At 70.3% G+C, this 16,496-nt stretch carries 16 protein-coding genes; 8 read left to right on the top strand and 8 right to left on the bottom strand.

Going from position 1 to position 16,496, the window contains the following annotated elements:
* Positions 1-44: 44 nt before the first annotated feature.
* Positions 45-764 carry a 2-phosphosulfolactate phosphatase gene (locus NLX83_RS16700; RefSeq protein WP_254235763.1) on the top strand — a complete coding sequence of 240 codons (720 nt, stop codon included), beginning with the start codon at positions 45-47 and terminating at the stop codon, positions 762-764.
* The gene (locus tag NLX83_RS16695; protein ID WP_254235762.1) at positions 761-1,558 is read left to right on the top strand and encodes an MBL fold metallo-hydrolase; all 798 of its coding nucleotides are present in this window, start codon (positions 761-763) and stop codon (positions 1,556-1,558) included. The genes NLX83_RS16700 and NLX83_RS16695 overlap by 4 nt, the downstream gene beginning before the upstream one ends.
* Positions 1,559-1,715: 157 nt before the next feature.
* Here NLX83_RS16695 and NLX83_RS16690 read toward each other — a convergent pair whose 3' ends face one another.
* Both NLX83_RS16690 and NLX83_RS16685 read right to left on the bottom strand, forming a co-directional pair.
* The gene (locus NLX83_RS16690; protein WP_254235761.1) at positions 1,716-3,089 is read right to left on the bottom strand and encodes an L-serine ammonia-lyase; all 1,374 of its coding nucleotides are present in this window, start codon (positions 3,087-3,089) and stop codon (positions 1,716-1,718) included.
* A gap of 138 nt (positions 3,090-3,227) precedes the next feature.
* Complete coding sequence (locus NLX83_RS16685) at positions 3,228-3,848, bottom strand: mycothiol-dependent nitroreductase Rv2466c family protein (protein ID WP_254235760.1); 621 nt, start codon at positions 3,846-3,848, stop codon at positions 3,228-3,230.
* 120 nt (positions 3,849-3,968) lie between these two features.
* On the opposite strand from NLX83_RS16685, the gene pepN reads away from it, so the two are divergent.
* Positions 3,969-6,533 carry an aminopeptidase N gene (gene pepN / locus NLX83_RS16680; RefSeq protein ID WP_254235759.1) on the top strand — a complete coding sequence of 855 codons (2,565 nt, stop codon included), beginning with the start codon at positions 3,969-3,971 and terminating at the stop codon, positions 6,531-6,533.
* A 173-nt stretch (positions 6,534-6,706) separates the two neighbouring features.
* Here the strand turns inward: pepN and NLX83_RS16675 are convergent, their stop codons facing one another.
* From NLX83_RS16675 to NLX83_RS16665, 3 genes are read right to left on the bottom strand one after another with little or no spacing between them, the layout of a single operon-like run.
* The gene (locus NLX83_RS16675; protein WP_254235758.1) at positions 6,707-7,189 is read right to left on the bottom strand and encodes a DUF5130 family protein; all 483 of its coding nucleotides are present in this window, start codon (positions 7,187-7,189) and stop codon (positions 6,707-6,709) included.
* The gene (ctaJ, locus tag NLX83_RS16670) at positions 7,176-7,427 is read right to left on the bottom strand and encodes an aa3-type cytochrome oxidase subunit CtaJ (protein WP_254235757.1); all 252 of its coding nucleotides are present in this window, start codon (positions 7,425-7,427) and stop codon (positions 7,176-7,178) included. Before ctaJ ends, NLX83_RS16675 begins: the two co-directional genes overlap by 14 nt.
* A 10-nt stretch (positions 7,428-7,437) precedes the next feature.
* The gene (locus tag NLX83_RS16665) at positions 7,438-8,742 is read right to left on the bottom strand and encodes an MFS transporter (RefSeq protein WP_254235756.1); all 1,305 of its coding nucleotides are present in this window, start codon (positions 8,740-8,742) and stop codon (positions 7,438-7,440) included.
* A 253-nt stretch (positions 8,743-8,995) separates the two neighbouring features.
* Here NLX83_RS16665 and NLX83_RS16660 point away from each other — a divergent pair, with 253 nt between their 5' ends.
* Positions 8,996-9,274: a hypothetical protein gene (locus tag NLX83_RS16660; RefSeq protein WP_254235755.1), complete on the top strand. Its 279-nt coding sequence runs from the start codon at positions 8,996-8,998 to the stop codon at positions 9,272-9,274.
* Positions 9,275-9,283: 9 nt separating this feature from the next.
* On the opposite strand, the gene NLX83_RS16655 is transcribed toward NLX83_RS16660, so the two are convergent.
* Positions 9,284-9,949, bottom strand: a complete 666-nt coding sequence (locus tag NLX83_RS16655) for an HNH endonuclease (RefSeq protein ID WP_374118743.1) — start codon at positions 9,947-9,949, stop codon at positions 9,284-9,286.
* Positions 9,950-10,114: 165 nt separating this feature from the next.
* On the opposite strand from NLX83_RS16655, the gene NLX83_RS16650 reads away from it, so the two are divergent.
* The 4 genes from NLX83_RS16650 (at position 10,115) to NLX83_RS16635 (ending at position 15,303) form a co-directional block, all read left to right on the top strand.
* Complete coding sequence (locus NLX83_RS16650; protein WP_254235753.1) at positions 10,115-12,241, top strand: prolyl oligopeptidase family serine peptidase; 2,127 nt, start codon at positions 10,115-10,117, stop codon at positions 12,239-12,241.
* A gap of 102 nt (positions 12,242-12,343) precedes the next feature.
* Complete coding sequence (locus tag NLX83_RS16645) at positions 12,344-13,183, top strand: mechanosensitive ion channel family protein (protein WP_254236242.1); 840 nt, start codon at positions 12,344-12,346, stop codon at positions 13,181-13,183.
* Between the two features lie 58 nt (positions 13,184-13,241).
* Positions 13,242-13,625, top strand: coding sequence for a globin (locus NLX83_RS16640; RefSeq protein WP_254235752.1), 384 nt, complete (start codon positions 13,242-13,244; stop codon positions 13,623-13,625).
* A gap of 70 nt (positions 13,626-13,695) precedes the next feature.
* Positions 13,696-15,303 (top strand): glycoside hydrolase family 13 protein, encoded by a 1,608-nt coding sequence (locus NLX83_RS16635; protein WP_254235751.1) that lies wholly within the window; start codon positions 13,696-13,698, stop codon positions 15,301-15,303.
* Between the two features lie 76 nt (positions 15,304-15,379).
* On the opposite strand, the gene NLX83_RS16630 is transcribed toward NLX83_RS16635, so the two are convergent.
* On the bottom strand, positions 15,380-16,027 hold the full coding sequence (locus NLX83_RS16630; protein ID WP_254235750.1) for a hypothetical protein: 648 nt from the start codon (positions 16,025-16,027) through the stop codon (positions 15,380-15,382).
* A complete protein-coding gene (locus NLX83_RS16625; RefSeq protein ID WP_254235749.1) occupies positions 16,020-16,454 on the bottom strand; it encodes an acyl-CoA thioesterase in 435 nt (144 codons plus the stop codon). The genes NLX83_RS16630 and NLX83_RS16625 overlap by 8 nt, the downstream gene beginning before the upstream one ends.
* Positions 16,455-16,496 lie beyond the last annotated feature (42 nt).

The raw sequence follows: 16,496 nt of genomic DNA, 5'->3' as shown, positions 1-16,496 counted from the left end.
CGCCGTCCGGTTATTCGCTGGCCGCCCCCTGTCAGGATGCTCGGGTGGACGCGTGGTTCAGACAGGACGGCTACCAGGTCAGACTCGAATGGGGCCTCGATGGGGTGACCGCGCTCGGTGCCGACTGCGCCGTGCTCGTCATCGTGGATGTGTTGTCCTTCACCACTTCCGTGGACATCGCGGTGGGCAGGGGCGCCCGGATCATGCCGCTGCGGTGGAAGGACGAGGCCGCCGCAGCGAACGCACGCCGGGCCGGGCTGCCCGTGGGTGAGGCGTTCGGCGACAAGCTGTCCTTGCGGCCGTCCTCGCTGGTCTCCATCGAGCCGGGCACGACTTTGGCACTGCCGTCCGCGAACGGCGCGACCCTGTGTGACCTGGCCTCGAAGACCTCGGCCCAGGTGTTGACGGGCTGCCTCCGCAACGCCGACGCCGTCGCCGCACGAGCGCGTGAACTCGCCGGTGACCGCCCGATCGGGCTCATCGCGGGCGGCGAGCGCTGGCGGCTGCCCGGTGACCCGCTGCGGCCGTGCTGGGAGGACCTGCTCGGCGCGGGCGCGATCATCTCCGCGTTGCCTTCCGAGTCGCGGTCCCCCGAAGCGGAGATGGCCGCGCGGACCTATCGGGCGACCGGCGCGTCGCTGCTGCGTGAATGCGTCGGCGCCAAGGAGCTGATCGCGGCGGGCTACCCCGATGATGTCCGTCTGGCCACCGAGGTCAACGTCAGCACCGCGACCCCGCTTCTCACCGATGGAGTTCTCTCGTGACTGTTTCCTGGACCGAGGTCGCCGACCGCGTGTACGTGCGGCGCTACGAGGAGTTGGACCTCACCGTCGGGCTCGTGGTCGGTGACGACGGCTGCCTGGTGATCGACACCCGCGGCGACGAGGACCAGGGCGCTGAGCTGGCGGCGGCTGTCCGCGAGATCACTCCGCATCCGTGGACCGTCGTCTACACCCACGCCCACTTCGACCACTGCTTCGGCACTTCGGCGTTCCCCGGCGCGCCGGTGTGGGCGCATCGGTTGTGCCACAAGGACATGGTCGAGCACGGCGACGCCGATCGGCGGAACTGGAGCGCCCGCTACCGCGCTCAGGGCAAGCCCGCGATCGCCGACGCCCTCGACCGCACTTCGCTCGTGCTGCCCACCCATCTCGTGGATGACCGCGCTTCACTTTCCCTTGGTGGGCGGGAGGTTTCGCTCGTGTACGTGGGGCTGGCGCACTCCAGCAACGATCTGCTCGTACACGTTCCGGACGCGCGGGTCCTGTTCGTCGGCGACCTCGTCGAAAACGGCGCTCCGCCCCAGTTCGGCGACTCGCACCCGCTGAGCTGGCCCACCGCATTGACCACGATCCTCGACTTCGACGCCGACGTTGTCGTTGCGGGGCACGGAGATCCCGTGGACAACGACTTCGTCGCTTCCCAACGCGAGGAACTGCGCCAGGTAGCTCAGCTCTGCCGATCGGTCGCCGCGAACGAACTGTCCACAGAGGACGCGATCACCCGCTGCCCCTTCGGCGGAGACACCACCCGCACCGCGTTGGCCCGCATGACGTGACCGCTCGGTGGTTGGACAGTCTTCAAGTACCCCCAACCACCCCGCTGAGCGTCTTTAACCGCACCCAACCCCCGCCTGGCTGCCCCGGGAGTGGGGGGCGGTTAAAGACGGCTGGGAGGGGGGTGCGGTGTACTTGAAGACGGGAGAACCCCTGCGCTCAGCACTCGATGACGTTCACGGCGAGGCCGCCGCGCGCGGTCTCCTTGTACTTCACCTTCATGTCCGCGCCGGTCTCGCGCATCGTCTTGATGGCCTTGTCCAGCGACACGAAGTGCGTGCCGTCGCCCCGCTTCGCCATGCGCGACGCGGTGATCGCCTTGATCGACGCCACCGCGTTGCGCTCGATGCACGGGATCTGCACGAGGCCGCCGATCGGGTCGCAGGTCAGGCCGAGGTTGTGCTCCAGTGCGATCTCGGCGGCGTTCTCGACCTGCTCCGGGGTACCGCCGAGGACCTCGGTCAGCCCGGCCGCGGCCATGGAGCACGCGGAGCCGACCTCGCCCTGACAACCCACCTCGGCGCCGGAGATCGACGCGTTTTCCTTGTACAGCACGCCAATCGCGGCAGCGGTGAGCAAGAAGCGCACGATCGCGTCGTCGTTGGCGCCGGGCACGAAGCGCGCGTAGTAGTGCAACACCGCGGGAATGATCCCGGCGGCCCCATTGGTCGGCGCGGTGACGACGCGGCCCCCGGAGGCGTTCTGCTCGTTGACCGCGAGGGCGAACAGGGTCACCCAGTCCATGACGCGCAACGGATCGGTCGTGTAGTGCTCGTTGGACAGCGTCTGGAACAACGTCGCGGCGCGGCGCTGCACCTTCAAGCCGCCGGGCAGCACGCCCTCGGTCTCGCAGCCCTCGCGCACGCAGTCCTGCATGACCTGCCAGATGCGCAGCAGCCCCGCGCGGATCTCGGCCTCGGAACGCCAAACCTGCTCGTTGGCCAGCATGATGTCGCTGATCGACATGCCCATGCGCTTGGTCTGCTCCAGCAGCTCGACACCGTTGCGGAACGGGTACGGCAGCTCGGTGTCGTCTTCCTTGATCCGATCGGCGCCCGCCGCGTTCTCGTCCACGACGAAGCCACCGCCGACGGAGTAGTAGGTCCGCGCGCGTAGCTCGTTCCCCTTGGCGTCGAACGCCGCGAAGGTCATGCCGTTGGGGTGGTACGGGAGCGACTTGCGACGGTGCAGCGTGAGGTCCTCGCGCTCGGCGAAGGCGATCTCGTGCGTGCCGAGCAGGCTCAGCCGCCCGGACGCGCGGATGCCCGCCACCCGCGGCTCCACCGAGGCGGTGTCCACCGACTCCGGGTCCTCGCCTTCGAGGCCGAGCAGCACCGCCTTGTCGCTGCCGTGGCCGTGCCCGGTGGCGCCGAGCGAGCCGAACAGCTCCGAGCGCACGCGGGTGACCTCGGCGAGCAGGCCGTCAGCCTTCAGACCCGCGACGAACGTGTGCGCCGCGCGCATCGGGCCGACCGTGTGCGAGCTGGACGGACCGATGCCGATCTTGAAGAGCTCGAACACGCTGATCGCCATCTGCGCCTACCACTTCCCTGCCGATCAAGGCCGCCCCGTCGCGGCCATGCCCGAGTCTGACACAGCCGGGTGAACACCGGCCCCACGCAGTGAAAACGGCGCCACCGGGAAGGTGGCGCCGCACACAGTCGAACAGCCTCAGGAGAAGTCGGGGTCCTCGGTCCGCGTCCGCTTCAGCTCGAAGAAGTGCGGGTAGCCCGCCAGCAGCCGGGCGCCGTCGAAGACCTTGCCCGCGTCCTCGCCGCGCGGGATGCGCGAGAGCACCGGGCCGAAGAAGGCCACACCGTCGACGTGGATCACCGGGGTGCCGACGTCCATGCCCACCGGGTCCATGCCGCGGTGGTGGCTGGCCTTCAGCTCCTCGTCGTGCTCGGTGGAGGTCGCGGCCTCGGCCAGCTCCGCGGGCAGGCCCAGCTCCGCAAGCGACTCCGCGATCACGGCGTCCCAGTCCTGCCTGCCGTCGTTGTGGATGCGCGTGCCCATCGCGGTGTAGAGCGGGCGCAGCACCTTCTGGCCGCCGTGCTTGGCGGCGGCGATGGCCACCCGCACCGGACCCCAACCCTTCGTCAGCAGCTCCTTGTACTGCTCCGGCAGGTCACGGCCGGTGTTGAGCACCGAGAGGCTCATCACGTGGAAGTCGAGCTCGATGTCACGGACCTGTTCGACCTCCAGCATCCAGCGGGAGGTGATCCAGGCCCACGGGCACAGCGGGTCGAACCAGAAGTCGACGCGGGTCTTACCAGGCTCAACAGCGGTCATGTTGGTGCCAACCGTGCCGCGTCCGCGACCATTCCCCGCACAGGTAGTAAAAAGTTCTTTGGGGGTCCGTGATTGGATGCCCAGCAGTCGACGTCTACGAACCAGGACAGGGGTGAACACGTGGCAGCACCGAACCTCACGTGGGAGCAGGCGCGGCAGCGCGCCGCGTTGCTGAAGGTGGAGTCCTACGACATCTCCTTGGACCTCACCGACGGTGCCGCCGGGCCCGGTGAGACCACGTTCCGCTCCACCACGACGGCCCGCTTCACCTGCGCGGAGCCGGGCGCCTCCACGTGGATCGACATCGTCGCGGCCGGGGTGCGGCGCGCGGTGCTCAACGGCGTGGAGCTGGACGTCACGGGCTACCGCGAGGAGGACGGCATCGCGCTGCCGGACCTCGCCGCGTCCAACGAGCTGGTCGTCGAGGCCGACTGCCGCTACATGAACACCGGCGAGGGCGTGCACCGCTTCGTCGACCCGGTGGACAAGTCGGTCTACCTCTACACCCAGTTCGAGACGGCGGACGCGAAGCGGATGTTCGCCTGCTTCGACCAGCCGGACCTGAAGTCGGTCTACACCCTCACGGTGACCGCGGCCAACGACTGGAAGGTCATCTCCAACGCGGCGGCCAAGCGCACCGACGCCACCGAGCTGGGCGCGGTGACCCACCACTTCCCCACCACCAAGCCGATGTCGACCTACCTCGTCGCACTGGTGGCCGGTCCCTACGCGGAGTGGCGCGACGTCTACACCGACGACGAGGGCGAGATCCCGCTCGGCCTGTACGTGCGCGCGTCGCTGGCCGAGCACATGGACCACGAGCGCCTGTTCGCCGAGACCAAGCAGGGCTTCGAGTTCTTCAACAAGGCGTTCGGGGTGCGCTACCCGTTCGGCAAGTACGACCAGTGCTTCGTGCCGGAGTTCAACGCGGGCGCGATGGAGAACGCGGGCTGCGTGACCTTCCGCGACGAGTACATCTTCCGCTCGCGCGTCACCCGCTACGTCTACGAGCGCCGCGCCGAGACCGTGCTGCACGAGATGGCGCACATGTGGTTCGGCGACCTCGTCACCATGCGCTGGTGGGACGACCTGTGGCTGAACGAGTCCTTCGCGACCTGGGCGAGCGTCTACGCGCAGTCCGAGGCCACCGAGTACAAGAGCGCCTGGACCACCTTCGCCAACGTGGAGAAGTCGTGGGCCTACCGGCAGGACATGCTGCCGTCCACGCACCCCATCGCGTGCGAGATCACCGACGTCGAGGCCGTCGAGGTGAACTTCGACGGCATCACCTACGCGAAGGGCGCCAGCGTCCTCAAGCAGCTCGTCGCGTACGTGGGCATCGAGAACTTCCTGTCCGGCCTGCGGATGTACTTCGACAAGCACGCGTGGGGCAACGCCACCCTCGCCGACCTGCTCGGCGCGTTGGAGCAGGCGTCCGGCCGCGACCTGTCGGGGTGGAGCGCGCAGTGGCTGCAGACCACGGGCATGAACACGCTGCGCCCGCGGTTCGAGGTCGACGCGAGCGACCGCTTCACCTCGTTCTCCGTGCTGCAGAGCGGCGCCAAGCCGGGTGCCGGTGAGCTGCGCGCGCACCGCACCGCGATCGGCGTCTACGACCGCGACGCGGCCACCGGCAAGCTCGTGCGGATCAACCGCATCGAGCTGGACGTCACCGCCGACGTCACCGATGTGCCCGAGCTGGTCGGCACCCCGCGCGGCAAGCTTGTGCTGGTCAACGACGACGACCTGACCTACTGCGCGATGCGGCTCGACCCGGGGTCGCTGGCCACGCTGATCGACAGCATCGGCGACGTCGAGCAGTCCCTGCCGCGCACGCTGTGCTGGTCCGCGGCGTGGGAGATGACCCGCGAGGCCGAGCTGAAGGCGCGCGACTTCATCACCCTCGTGCTCAACGGCATCGGCTCGGAGTCCGAGATCGGCGTGGTGATGCGGCTGCTGCTCCAGGCCCAGGCCGCGCTGACCTCCTACGTCGAGGAGTCGTGGCGGTCCGAGGGCTGGTTCCGCTTCACCACCAAGCTCTTCGAGCTGGTCGAGTCCGCCGAGGAGGGTTCGGACGAGCAGCTGACCTACGTCAACACGCTGTGCGGCTCGGTGCTGCGGCCCGAGCAGGTGGACGTGCTGCGCGGGTGGCTGGACGGCTCCCGCGAGCTGCGCGGGCTCACCGTGGACACCGACCTGCGCTGGCGGTTGCTGGTCGCGCTGGTCGCGCACGGCGCGGCGGGCGAGGACGAGATCGAGGCGGAGCTGGCCGCAGACCAGACCGCGACCGGTCAGCGCGCCGCCGAGCGCTGCCGCGCCATCCGCCCGCTGGCCGAGGCCAAGGCGGAGGCGTGGGAGCGGGCCATGCGCGATGACGAGCTGCCCAACGCGATCAACGAGGCGATCGTCAGCGGCTTCTACCACCCGACGCAGACCGAGCTGCTGACCTCGTACGTGCCGCGGTACTTCGCCGAGGTCGCCGAGATGTGGTCGCGCCGCTCCACCGAGCAGGCTCAGCCGTGCGTCGAGGGCCTGTTCCCGAGCTGGGCGATCGAGCAGTCCACGGTCGAGGCGGCCGACAAGTGGTTGGAGGGCGAGGCGTCCCCCGCGCTGCGCCGCCTGATCACCGAGGGCCGGGCGGGCGTGGTCCGCGCACTCCGCGCCCGCGACTTCGACCGCTCCTGACCACCCTTTCCGCCACGGCGACCCTCAACCCGGCTCGCCGTGGCGGAAATCCCGTTTCGTACTCTTAACGGCCTTTGGGAGCGCTCTCTTCGCGGCTTTGAGTACGAAACGGGCACAGCGAGGCCCGCCCACGTGGAGATCGTGGGCGGGCCTCGCTGTGCGTGAGGTGGATTCTAGTGCTTGGGGGCGGGGCCGGCCTGGTCGGAGAGCATGCGCAGGCCGCTGACGAGGCCGCCGGAGAGATCGCCCTCCTTGAACGAGGCGACCATGCTCATCACCGCGAGCTTGCAGCTGCGGTCGGAGATGCGGCGGGAGGACTCCTCGCCGGTCACCACCTCCAGCACCCGCGCGCCCGGGGACACCGCGATCAGCACGGCGTCGGAGGCGCCCGCGCCGATCTGCGCGTGCAGCGACTCCGCGCTGGCCCGGCTGTCCTCGCCGAGGTCACCGAGGTAGACGCTGAAGTCCAGCCCGGTCAGCCTGCTCGCCAGCGTCAGCGCCTCGTCAAGGGACGCGAGCTGCGACGGCGTGAAGGGGACGGCGGGCGGCTGCGGCTCCACCATCTTCGCCGCCGAGATCCGGCCGCTGATGGTCAGCGCCTCACCGACGCCGAGCTCCCGGTCGAGTTCCTTCTTGACGACCTCACCAGCTACCACGGGCACCTCCCCGAGCGGTCCGGACGGGCTGCGCGTCCACGGCGGTGGCGGCGGAGGCGGGACGCGCACCCACCCCGGCGGGGTTGGCCGTCCACCACACCGGCTCGTAGTCCCAGTCCTGCCCCGGGCGGTACCTCGGGGTACGGGCGAACTTGGGCCACAGCGTCAGGAGCGCGATCACGCCGTAGATGGCCAGCGGGATCAGCGCAAAGACGAGGAGGGTCTCCGCGACGTTCACGGCTCGTACTCTAGATGCCCGATCCCCGCGAGGCGTGGCCAGGTCCACCGGTCCGCACCAGCGGCCCGCCGAGCACCACCGCGGTCGTGGCGACGATCACCGCGGCGCCCAGCAGCACCGTCCCGAGCGAGGTCACGCCCGCGATCGGGCCCGCCAGCGCGGCGCCGACCGGCATCAGCCCCCACGCCAGCACGCGGTAGCCGCTGGAGACCCGGCCCATCAGGTGCCCGGGGGTCAGCCGCTGCCGCCGGGTCGCCGAAAGGACGTTCCAGCACCCGCTGCCCAGGCCCGTGACGAAGTACGCGACCCAGGCCAGCTCCGGCACGGCCGCCGTGGCCAGCAAGGCGAAGCCCGCGGCGACGAGCAGCAGGGAAGCGATCATCAGCGGCCCCTCGCCGACGCGCGCGCCCAGGGCCGGGGTCAGCCGCGCCGCGACCAGGATGCCCAGCGCCATCGTGATCATCAGAGTGGGCACCAGCGCGGGTGCGAAGCCCAGGACCTGGATGGCGAACAACGCGCTCACCACGTTCACCGCCGCCGCGGCCAGCGCGCTCATGACGACGGCCAGCACGAGCACCCGCAACGAGCGTTCGGTCAGCAGGTAGCGCACGCCCTCGACGACCTGGAGCCGCAACGATTCGCCGTCCCGCTTCTCGCGGTGCGGAACCACGTCCGGCACGTGCGCGACGTACCAGGCGGCGATGGCGAACGACAGCGCGTCGAGCGCGAAGCACGCGGCGGGCTCCCACGCGAAGAGCAGGCTCGCCGCGAGCGGTCCGGCGAGGTCCACGCCGATCGTCTCGGCCGTGACGAAGCGGCTGTTGGCGCGGTCCAGGTCGGCGGGCCCGGCGATCTCCACGAGGAGCAGCTGCGACGCCGAGTCGGCGAAGGTCTCCGCGGTGGTCAGCAGAAAAGCGAGAACGGCGAGGATCAGCACGGTGTCCTGGCCGGTGAACACCACGACGGCCAGCACGGCGGTCAAGACGGCACGGACGATGTGAGCCGTCAGGACGACAACCCTCGGCCGCCAGCGGTCCACCAGCGCACCGGCCGGGAGCGCGACCAACAGCCACGGCAGCAGTTCGGCCGCGACGACCGCGGAGGCGGCCAGCGGGTCCCCCGTGCTGACCGCGACGTAGAGCGGCAGCGCCGCGGCCCGGACACCGTCACCGACGAGGGAAACCGACCAGGCGAAAAAAAGTCGCCGGAACGCGGGTCCGCGCACGCCGGAGCCCTCGGCCACCTGCTCGTCGGAGCGACTCACCGTGATCGTGTCCTCCCTGGGCGCCGCGGCCGGAGCAACCCCCGCGAACACCGGCGGACCTGCGGTGATACCGCATTGTCCGAGACCGTCAACCCGCTTGTGACCGCGTCCTGGGAGCGGTTGCCGAAGATCACTCGACGAGACCACGCCGTGCGGCCGAATGGCCCCGGTCCGGACGGCGGCGAATGGCGGTCAGCTTGGCGGCTTGTTCTCCGAGCGCCGTGGCTCTACTTTTTCACCTATCCGGGTCTTGCGTACGTTTCTGATCTCCCCTTATCCGAACAATGATCGCTGGAGGGCAATCATGTCCACTTCGACCATCCCCGCTCAGAGCAACAACGTCACCCGTCCGGGTAAGGGCCTTTTTAGCTCCGCGTGCACTTCGTACCAGGGCGTGCGCATCAGCGCACGCGAAGGCGTGCGGATCAGCAACCGGGGCGGCGTGCGCATCAGCGCGTGCTCGGGTGTGCGGATCAGCTCCCGCGAAGGCGTTCGGATCAGCCGGGAGGGCGTGCGGATCAGCAGCCGGGAAGGCGTCCGGATCAGCCGCGGCGGCGTGCGGATCTCCGCGCTGGCGGCCTGAGGCGACCCCTCAGGCGGCTTCGTCCAGGTAGGGCAGCCAGAGCGGATCCGTCTCGGAGATGCTCGCGAGCAGCCGCCAGTACCGCCCGCGCGGAGCGCGCGGGACCACCCGCAGCCGCCAGCCCAGCTCGGAGAGCTGCTTGTCCGCCTTGCGGTGGTTGCACTTGGCGCAGCAGGCCACGCAGTTCTCCCAGGTGTGCGGCCCACCCCTGCTGCGCGGAACGACGTGGTCGATCGTCTCGGCCCGGCCGCCGCAGTAGGCGCAGCGGTAGCGGTCGCGGTACATCAGTGCCGCCCGCGTCATGGGAACGCGCCCCCGGTAGGGGACGCGCACGAAGGTACTCAGCCTGATCACCGATGGGACGAGTATGACCTCGCTCGCGGAGTGCAGCTCCAGGCCGGCGGGGTCGCCGTGCACGATCTCGGCCTTGCCGCAGATGAGCAGCACGATCGCCCGGCGCAGCGGGAGCGCGGTGAGCGGCTCGTAGGTGGCGTTGAGCAGGAGGACCCTGCGTCTGCTCCAGATCGGCTTACCGTCCGCAGTGGCCTTGTCGACCCCTCGCGGATCACCGGATTCGGCATGGGATGATCTTGTCGCCACCCCTGTCGGACACGGCTTTACCCTGGGCGCCACCCGCAGGGGGGCGCCCTTGGTAGTCGGTTGTCGGTCTGGCACGCGACCACCTCCACCGGTTCAGTTCTTAGTCGACCACACAACCCGCCTCGAACGCACGTGTGATTCATGACGTGTCGATGAAGAATCGGTTATTGGGCGTCAGACACGGTCGCTGAGCAGGCCAGGGGCGATGTGCGCACGGTGTGAGCCTCTATCGTCGGGACCGTGACCCACTCGCGACCCTCCGCACCGCAGAACTCCTACCCCGCGGCCGAGCGCCTCGATCTCGTCGAGGACCTGCACGGCCACCTCGTCGCCGACCCCTACCGCTGGCTTGAGGACGTCACCGACGAGCGCACGACCGCCTGGGCCGCCGCGCAGGACGAGCTGGCCAAGGCGCAGCTCGCCGCGCTGCCGGGCCGGGACCGGATCGCGAGCAGACTCGACCGGCTGATGCGCACCGGTTCGGTGGGCGCGCCGCGCTGGCGCGCGGGCCGGGCCTTCTTCACCCGGCGGCAGCCCGACCAGGAGCACCCGGTGCTCTACCTGCGCGAGGCCGACGGCAGCGAGCGAGTGCTCCTCGACGTCACCGCGATGGACCCGACGGGGCTGACCACGCTGGACGGCTGGTCGCCGAGCATGGAGGGCACGCGGCTGGCGTACAAGGTCTCCTCCAGCGGCGACGAGGAGTCGCGGCTGAGCATCATCGACGTGGACTCCGGCGAGCTGCTGGACGGCCCGATCGACCGGATGCGGTTCAGCTCGATGACCTGGCTGCCCGGCGGCGAGGAGATGATCTACGTGCGCCGCCTGCCGCCCGAGGCGGTACCGGAGGGCGAGGAGGTGTTCCACCGCCGGGTGTGGCGGCACCGCGTCGGCGCGGACACCTCGACCGACACGATGCTGCACGGCGACGGCCTGGACATGACCCTCTACTACGGCACCCGGGTGTCCGAGGACGGCCGTTGGCTGATCGTCGACGCCACCCCGGGCACGGCACCGAGGCAGACGGTGTGGCTGGCCGACCTGCACGGCGACGGCGAGCTGCGGCGGATCGTGGACGGCGAGGACGAGGGCGGCTACTGCTCGGCCTGGTTCGAGGACGACGGCCGCCTCTACCTGATGACCACGCTGGGCGCGCCGCGCTGGCGGCTGTGCGTCGCCGATCCGGAGCGCCCCGAGCGGGAGAACTGGACCGAGCTGATCGCCGAGGACGCGGGCTCGGTGCTGGAGGCCGTGCACCGGGTGCCCGCGACGGCGGACCGGCCCGCGCGCCTGCTGGTGCTGCGGACCAGGCACGCCGTCTCCGAGCTGTACCTGCACGACGACGTCACCGGCGCGCTGGTCGACCAGGTCCGGCTGCCGGGAATGGGCTCGGTGCACGCTCTGTCCACTGTGGACAAGCTGACCGACGGGCGCTCCGACGACGTGTGGCTGGGCTGGGCGGACTTCGTCACGCCGCCGTGCGTCTACCGATTCTCGTTGGCCACCGGCGCGTTCGAGCTGGAGTCCGCGGCACCCGGCGCCGCCGCCACCCCCGAGGTGCACGCCAGCCAGGTCACCTACACCTCCAAGGACGGCACCGCCGTTCGCATGTTCGTCATCTCCCCGGTCGAACGCCCGGAGCGGCCGCTGCCCACGCTGCTCAACGGCTACGGCGGGTTCTCCAACAGCTCCAGCCCCGGTTACCGCGCGGCCGCGCTGGCCTGGGCCGAGGCGGGCGGTGTCTTCGCGATCGCCTCGCTGCGCGGCGGCGGAGAGGAGGGCGAGGAGTGGCACCAGGCGGGCATGCGGGCGAACAAGCAGAACACCTTCGACGACCTGCACGCCGCCGCCGAGCACCTGATCGCCACCGGCTGGACCACCTCCGAGCAGCTGTCGATCATGGGCGGCTCCAACGGCGGGCTGCTCGTCGGCGCGGCCCTCACCCAGCGGCCGGAGCTCTACCGCGCGGTCGTCTGCTCGGCCCCGCTGCTGGACATGGTCCGCTACGAGAAGTTCCTCATCGGGCGCACCTGGAACGACGAGTACGGCACCGCGGACTCCCCGGAGGAGCTGGCCTGGCTGCTGTCCTACTCGCCGTACCACCACGTGCGCGAGGGCGTGGCGTACCCGGCGACGCTGTTCACCGTCTTCGAGTCGGACAGCCGCGTCGACCCTTGCCACGCAAGGAAAATGTGCGCCGCGCTCCAGCACGCCACCTCGGGGTCCGATGGTGATCACCCGATAGTGTTCCGCCGCGAAACCGAGGTCGGCCACTCCGCGCGGTCGGTGTCCAGGATGGTCGACCTCCTCACGGACGAGTTGGCGTTCCTGGCCTCGGCCATCGGACTGGACCTGGAGAGTCGGTAAGTGGAGTCGCTCCCGATAAGCGTGAACGCGCTGGACACGCCGGTGCTGGACCCGGAGGCCCTGGTGAAGCAGCTGGGCGAGGTGAAGTGGCCGGAGCTGCTCATGGGCGGCGGCCAGGTCGTGCTGATCATCGTGCTGGCGTTCGTGGCGCGGTTCCTGGCGCACCGGACGATCCGCAAGCTCACCAGCGGCGGCGAGGGCCACGTGCCGAAGCTGCTGCGGCCGTTGAAGGAGCGGGCACCGGAGTCGCTCGGGCCGCTGCTGTCCGAGCGCCGCAAGCAGCGCGCCCAGACCATGGGCTCGGTGCTGCGCTCGGCGTTCTCCATCCTGATCTTCAGTGTGGCGTTCCTGATGGTGCTGCGCGTCCTCGGGCTCGACCTCACCCCGATCCTCGCCTCGGCGAGCGTGCTCGGGGTCGCGATCGGCTTCGGCGCGCAGAACCTGGTCAAGGACTTCCTGTCCGGCATGTTCATGCTGATGGAGGACCAGTACGGGGTCGGTGACGTCGTCGACCTCGGCGATGCCAGCGGCACCGTGGAGGCGGTCGGCCTGCGCATCACCACGCTGCGGGACGGCAACGGCACGGTCTGGTACGTCCGCAACGGGATCGTGCAGCGGGTGGGCAACTCCACCCAGGGCTTCGCGGTGGCCGTCGTCGACGTGCCGCTGGCCTACACGGTGGACATCAACAAGGCCATCGAGCTGATCGGGATCACCACGGCGGAGGCCACGAAGGTCGCCCCGCTGGCCGACGACGTGATGGAGGCCCCCGAGGTCCTCGGCGTGGAGCAGGTGACCTCGGAGACGGTCACCGTCCGGGTCACCGTGAAGGTGCGGCCGAGCAGGCAGTGGGCCGTGCAGCGCGCGCTGCGGGCCAAGGTCAAGGCGGCGGTGGACGAGGCGGGCATCGAGGCCCCTCCCGTCACGACCGCCGACTCCTGATCCAGCCCTGGCCGGGCGCTCGTCGAAGCGCCCGGCCGCGGCGTGTCAGGATGGAGTCGTGGGCACTCCCGAGACTTTCTACGAGGCCGTTGGCGGCGAAGACACCTTCCGGCGGATCGTCGCCCGCTTCTACGCCGAGGTGGCCACCGACCCGCTGCTGCGCCCGATGTACCCGGAGGAGGACCTCGGTCCGGCCGAGGACCGCTTCCGGATGTTCCTGATGCAGTACTGGGGTGGCCCGCACGACTACTCCGACCAGCGCGGGCACCCGCGGCTGCGGATGCGGCACATGCCGTTCAAGGTCGGCCCGCTCGAACGGGACGCGTGGCTGCGCTGCATGCGGATCGCGGTGGACGAGGCCGGGCTGGACGACGCGCACCGCAAACAGCTCTGGGAGTACCTGGAGATGGCGGCGAACAGCCTGATGAACTCCGCCATCTGACCCCTGTTCGGCCTTCGCCCGCCCCTGAACCGGGGGTGGTTGTCGGTGCCGGATGGCAGGATGGACCCTCGTGCGACCTTCCCCCGGCCCTGAGTCCGCAGCCCTGTCCACGGCCCCCTCGACGCCTTGGTGGAACGACTCGGTCTTCTACCAGGTCTATGTCCGCTCCTTCGCCGACTCCAACGGTGACGGCGTCGGCGACCTGGACGGCATCCGCGCCCGGCTCGGCTACCTGGAACTGCTCGGCGTCGACGCCCTGTGGCTGACCCCGTTCTTCCGCTCCCCGATGGCCGACCACGGCTACGACGTGGCCGACCCGAGGGACGTCGACCCGCTCTTCGGCGACCTGGCCGCGTTCGACCGGCTGGTCGCCGACGCGCACGCGCGGGGCATCAAGGTCACCATCGACCTGGTGCCCAACCACAGCAGCGACCAGCGCGACTGGTTCCAGGAGGCGTTGCGCGCCGGTCCCGGCAGCCCGGAGCGGGAGCGCTACATCTTCCGCGAGGGGCGGGGCGATGACGGCTCCGAGCCGCCGAACAACTGGCCGAGCATCTTCGGCGGGCCCGCGTGGACCCGGGTCGCCGACGGCCAGTGGTACCTGCACCTGTTCGCCCCGGAGCAGCCGGACCTGAACTGGGCCAACCCCGAGGTGGCCGAGGACCTGGACGACACGCTGCGGTTCTGGCTGGACCGCGGCGTCGACGGGTTCCGGATCGACGTGGCGCACGGCATGGCCAAGCCCGCCGACCTGCCCGACGTCTCCGAGGGCTTCGTCGACGGCAGCGGGGTGCTGCACGACAACGCCAACGACCCGCGCTTCGACAACGAGGAGGTGCACGAGATCCACCGCCGCATCCGCAAGGTGCTCGACGAGTACCAGGACCGGATGGCTGTCGGCGAGATCTGGGTGAAGGGCGACGACCGCTTCGCCGCCTACGTCCGCCCCGACGAACTGCACCTCGGCTTCAACTTCCGCCTGGTGGAGACCGGCTTCGAGGCCGCCGAGGTGCGGTCGGCGATCGAGCACTCCGTCGCGGCGGTGCGCGCCGTCGGCGCGTTGCCGACCTGGACGCTGTCCAACCACGACGTGGACCGGCACACCACCCGCTACGGCGGCGGCGAGCTGGGCCAGGCGCGGGCGCGCGCGATGGCGCTGGTCGAACTGGCGCTGCCCGGCGTGGTCTACCTGTACAACGGCGAGGAACTGGGTCTGCCCAACGTGGACCTGCCGGACTGGGCGTTGCAGGACCCCGTGTGGGAGCGCTCCGGGCACACCCGGCGCGGGCGCGACGGCTGCCGCATCCCGATGCCGTGGGAGGGCTCCGGCCCCACGTTCGGCTTCACCACCGCCGAGACGACCTGGCTGCCGATGCCCGGCGACTGGGGTCCGCTGACGGTGGAGGCCCAGCTGGAGGACCCGGCCTCGATGCTCTCGCTCTACCGCCAGGCCGTCGAGCTGCGCCGGACGCATCCGGGCTTCGCGGGCGAGGAGATCGAGTGGTATGGCGCACCGGAGGGCTGCTTCGCCTTCCGGCGCAAGACGGGCGGCCTCATCTGCGCCCTGAACACCTCCGACTCCCCCGTCCCACTCCCGCCCGGCGAGGTCGTCCTCTCCAGCGCCCCCCTCACCTCCGACGGAGAACTCCCCCCCAACTCCGCCGCCTGGCTCGCCTGAGCCTTTGCCCGTTTCGTACTCATAGCGGGATTTGGGAGCGCTCTTTTTCCCGCTATGAGTACGAAACGGAGCTTCTCTAGACGAGGAGGGGGAGGAGGGCGTGGCGGCGGCGGACCACGGCGCCGAAGCGGGCGTCGAGGCGCAGCCACGAGTCGGTGGCGGTGACGCGGACCTTGTCGCCCTCCTGGCGGCTGGTCAGGAAACCCATGCCGGAGAGCGCGAACAGGCAGCGCAGCGGGATCTTCACGTCCAGCCCCGATCCGCTGACCGTCAGCACCGACTGGTCCAGCAGCGACGCGGGCGGGGTGCCGCGCGGGCCCGGGTTCTCCTTGGCCACCGCGACGCCCTGATCCGCCAGGTCGGAGACCATCTCCGCGGGCAGCTCGTCGACCGCGAGCCAGCCGGTGGCGGGCGGCAGCGCCGAGCGCCACATGATGTCCTGCGGCGGGCCGGGATCGATCCGTTCGCCGCCGACCACGGCGAGCGAGGCCAGCAGCTCGTTGCCGTTGACCGTCAGGTCGCCCGGCTCCACCCGGCCGCGGACGGTGCGGGTGACGAGGGTGTCGAACGGCGTGGACGCCCACGCCTCCAGCAACTGTTCGCCGTCGGCGCTCGGCCGCGTCCGCAGGCGGACCAGGACAGCGGTGTCCAGCCGGACCGCGCGCGCCACGAAGGCGCCGAGGTCGTCGCGCTCGTCCCGGTCGGCGATGAGCAACTCAGGCATTGACGTCCTCCACCACGTACTTCGCCAGGAACTCCCGCTCGTCGTCGCGGAGCCTGCGCGGGCGGGTGGTGGCCACGTGGAACCCGGCCACCAGCACCTCTCCGACGGCCGCGATCCTGTCCTCCTCGGACGGTCCACAGTGGACGGTGTGGCGCATGACGAACGTCGCCGGGCGCAGATCGCTGATGTCCACCCGGACGCGCACCGGCTTGCCGGTCCAGTCCAGCGGGGCGCGGAAGTCCACGGTCAGCTTGGCGACCACCAGGCCCCGGGCCGGATCGGTGAACCCGGCCCAGGGCGAGGAGTCGGTGAACAGCATGTGCCCGCGCGCTTCCTCCATCAGCGTCACGATCACCGCGTGGTTGACGTGGCGGTTGAGGTCGATGTCCGCCCACCGGGGGTGGACATGGGTGACGAACGGGCTCACGAAACCACCTCGCAAGCTCGGCGGCCCGTGAACCGGGGCACT

It is taken from the genome of Allokutzneria sp. A3M-2-11 16, assembly GCF_024213555.1.
Lineage (GTDB): Bacteria > Actinomycetota > Actinomycetes > Mycobacteriales > Pseudonocardiaceae > Allokutzneria.
This window is presented reverse-complemented; position numbering and strand designations above follow the sequence as displayed.

What these genes read in the sequence shown, in the direction of transcription:
- NLX83_RS16690 (WP_254235761.1), bottom strand. Translation starts at nt 3,089, where the DNA reads ATGGCGATCAGCGTGTTCGAGCTCTTCAAGATCGGCATCGGTCCGTCC.
- NLX83_RS16685 (WP_254235760.1), bottom strand. Translation starts at nt 3,848, where the DNA reads ATGACCGCTGTTGAGCCTGGTAAGACCCGCGTCGACTTCTGGTTCGAC.
- NLX83_RS16660 (WP_254235755.1), top strand. Translation starts at nt 8,996, where the DNA reads ATGTCCACTTCGACCATCCCCGCTCAGAGCAACAACGTCACCCGTCCG.
- NLX83_RS16645 (WP_254236242.1), top strand. Translation starts at nt 12,344, where the DNA reads ATGGGCGGCGGCCAGGTCGTGCTGATCATCGTGCTGGCGTTCGTGGCG.
- NLX83_RS16630 (WP_254235750.1), bottom strand. Translation starts at nt 16,027, where the DNA reads ATGCCTGAGTTGCTCATCGCCGACCGGGACGAGCGCGACGACCTCGGC.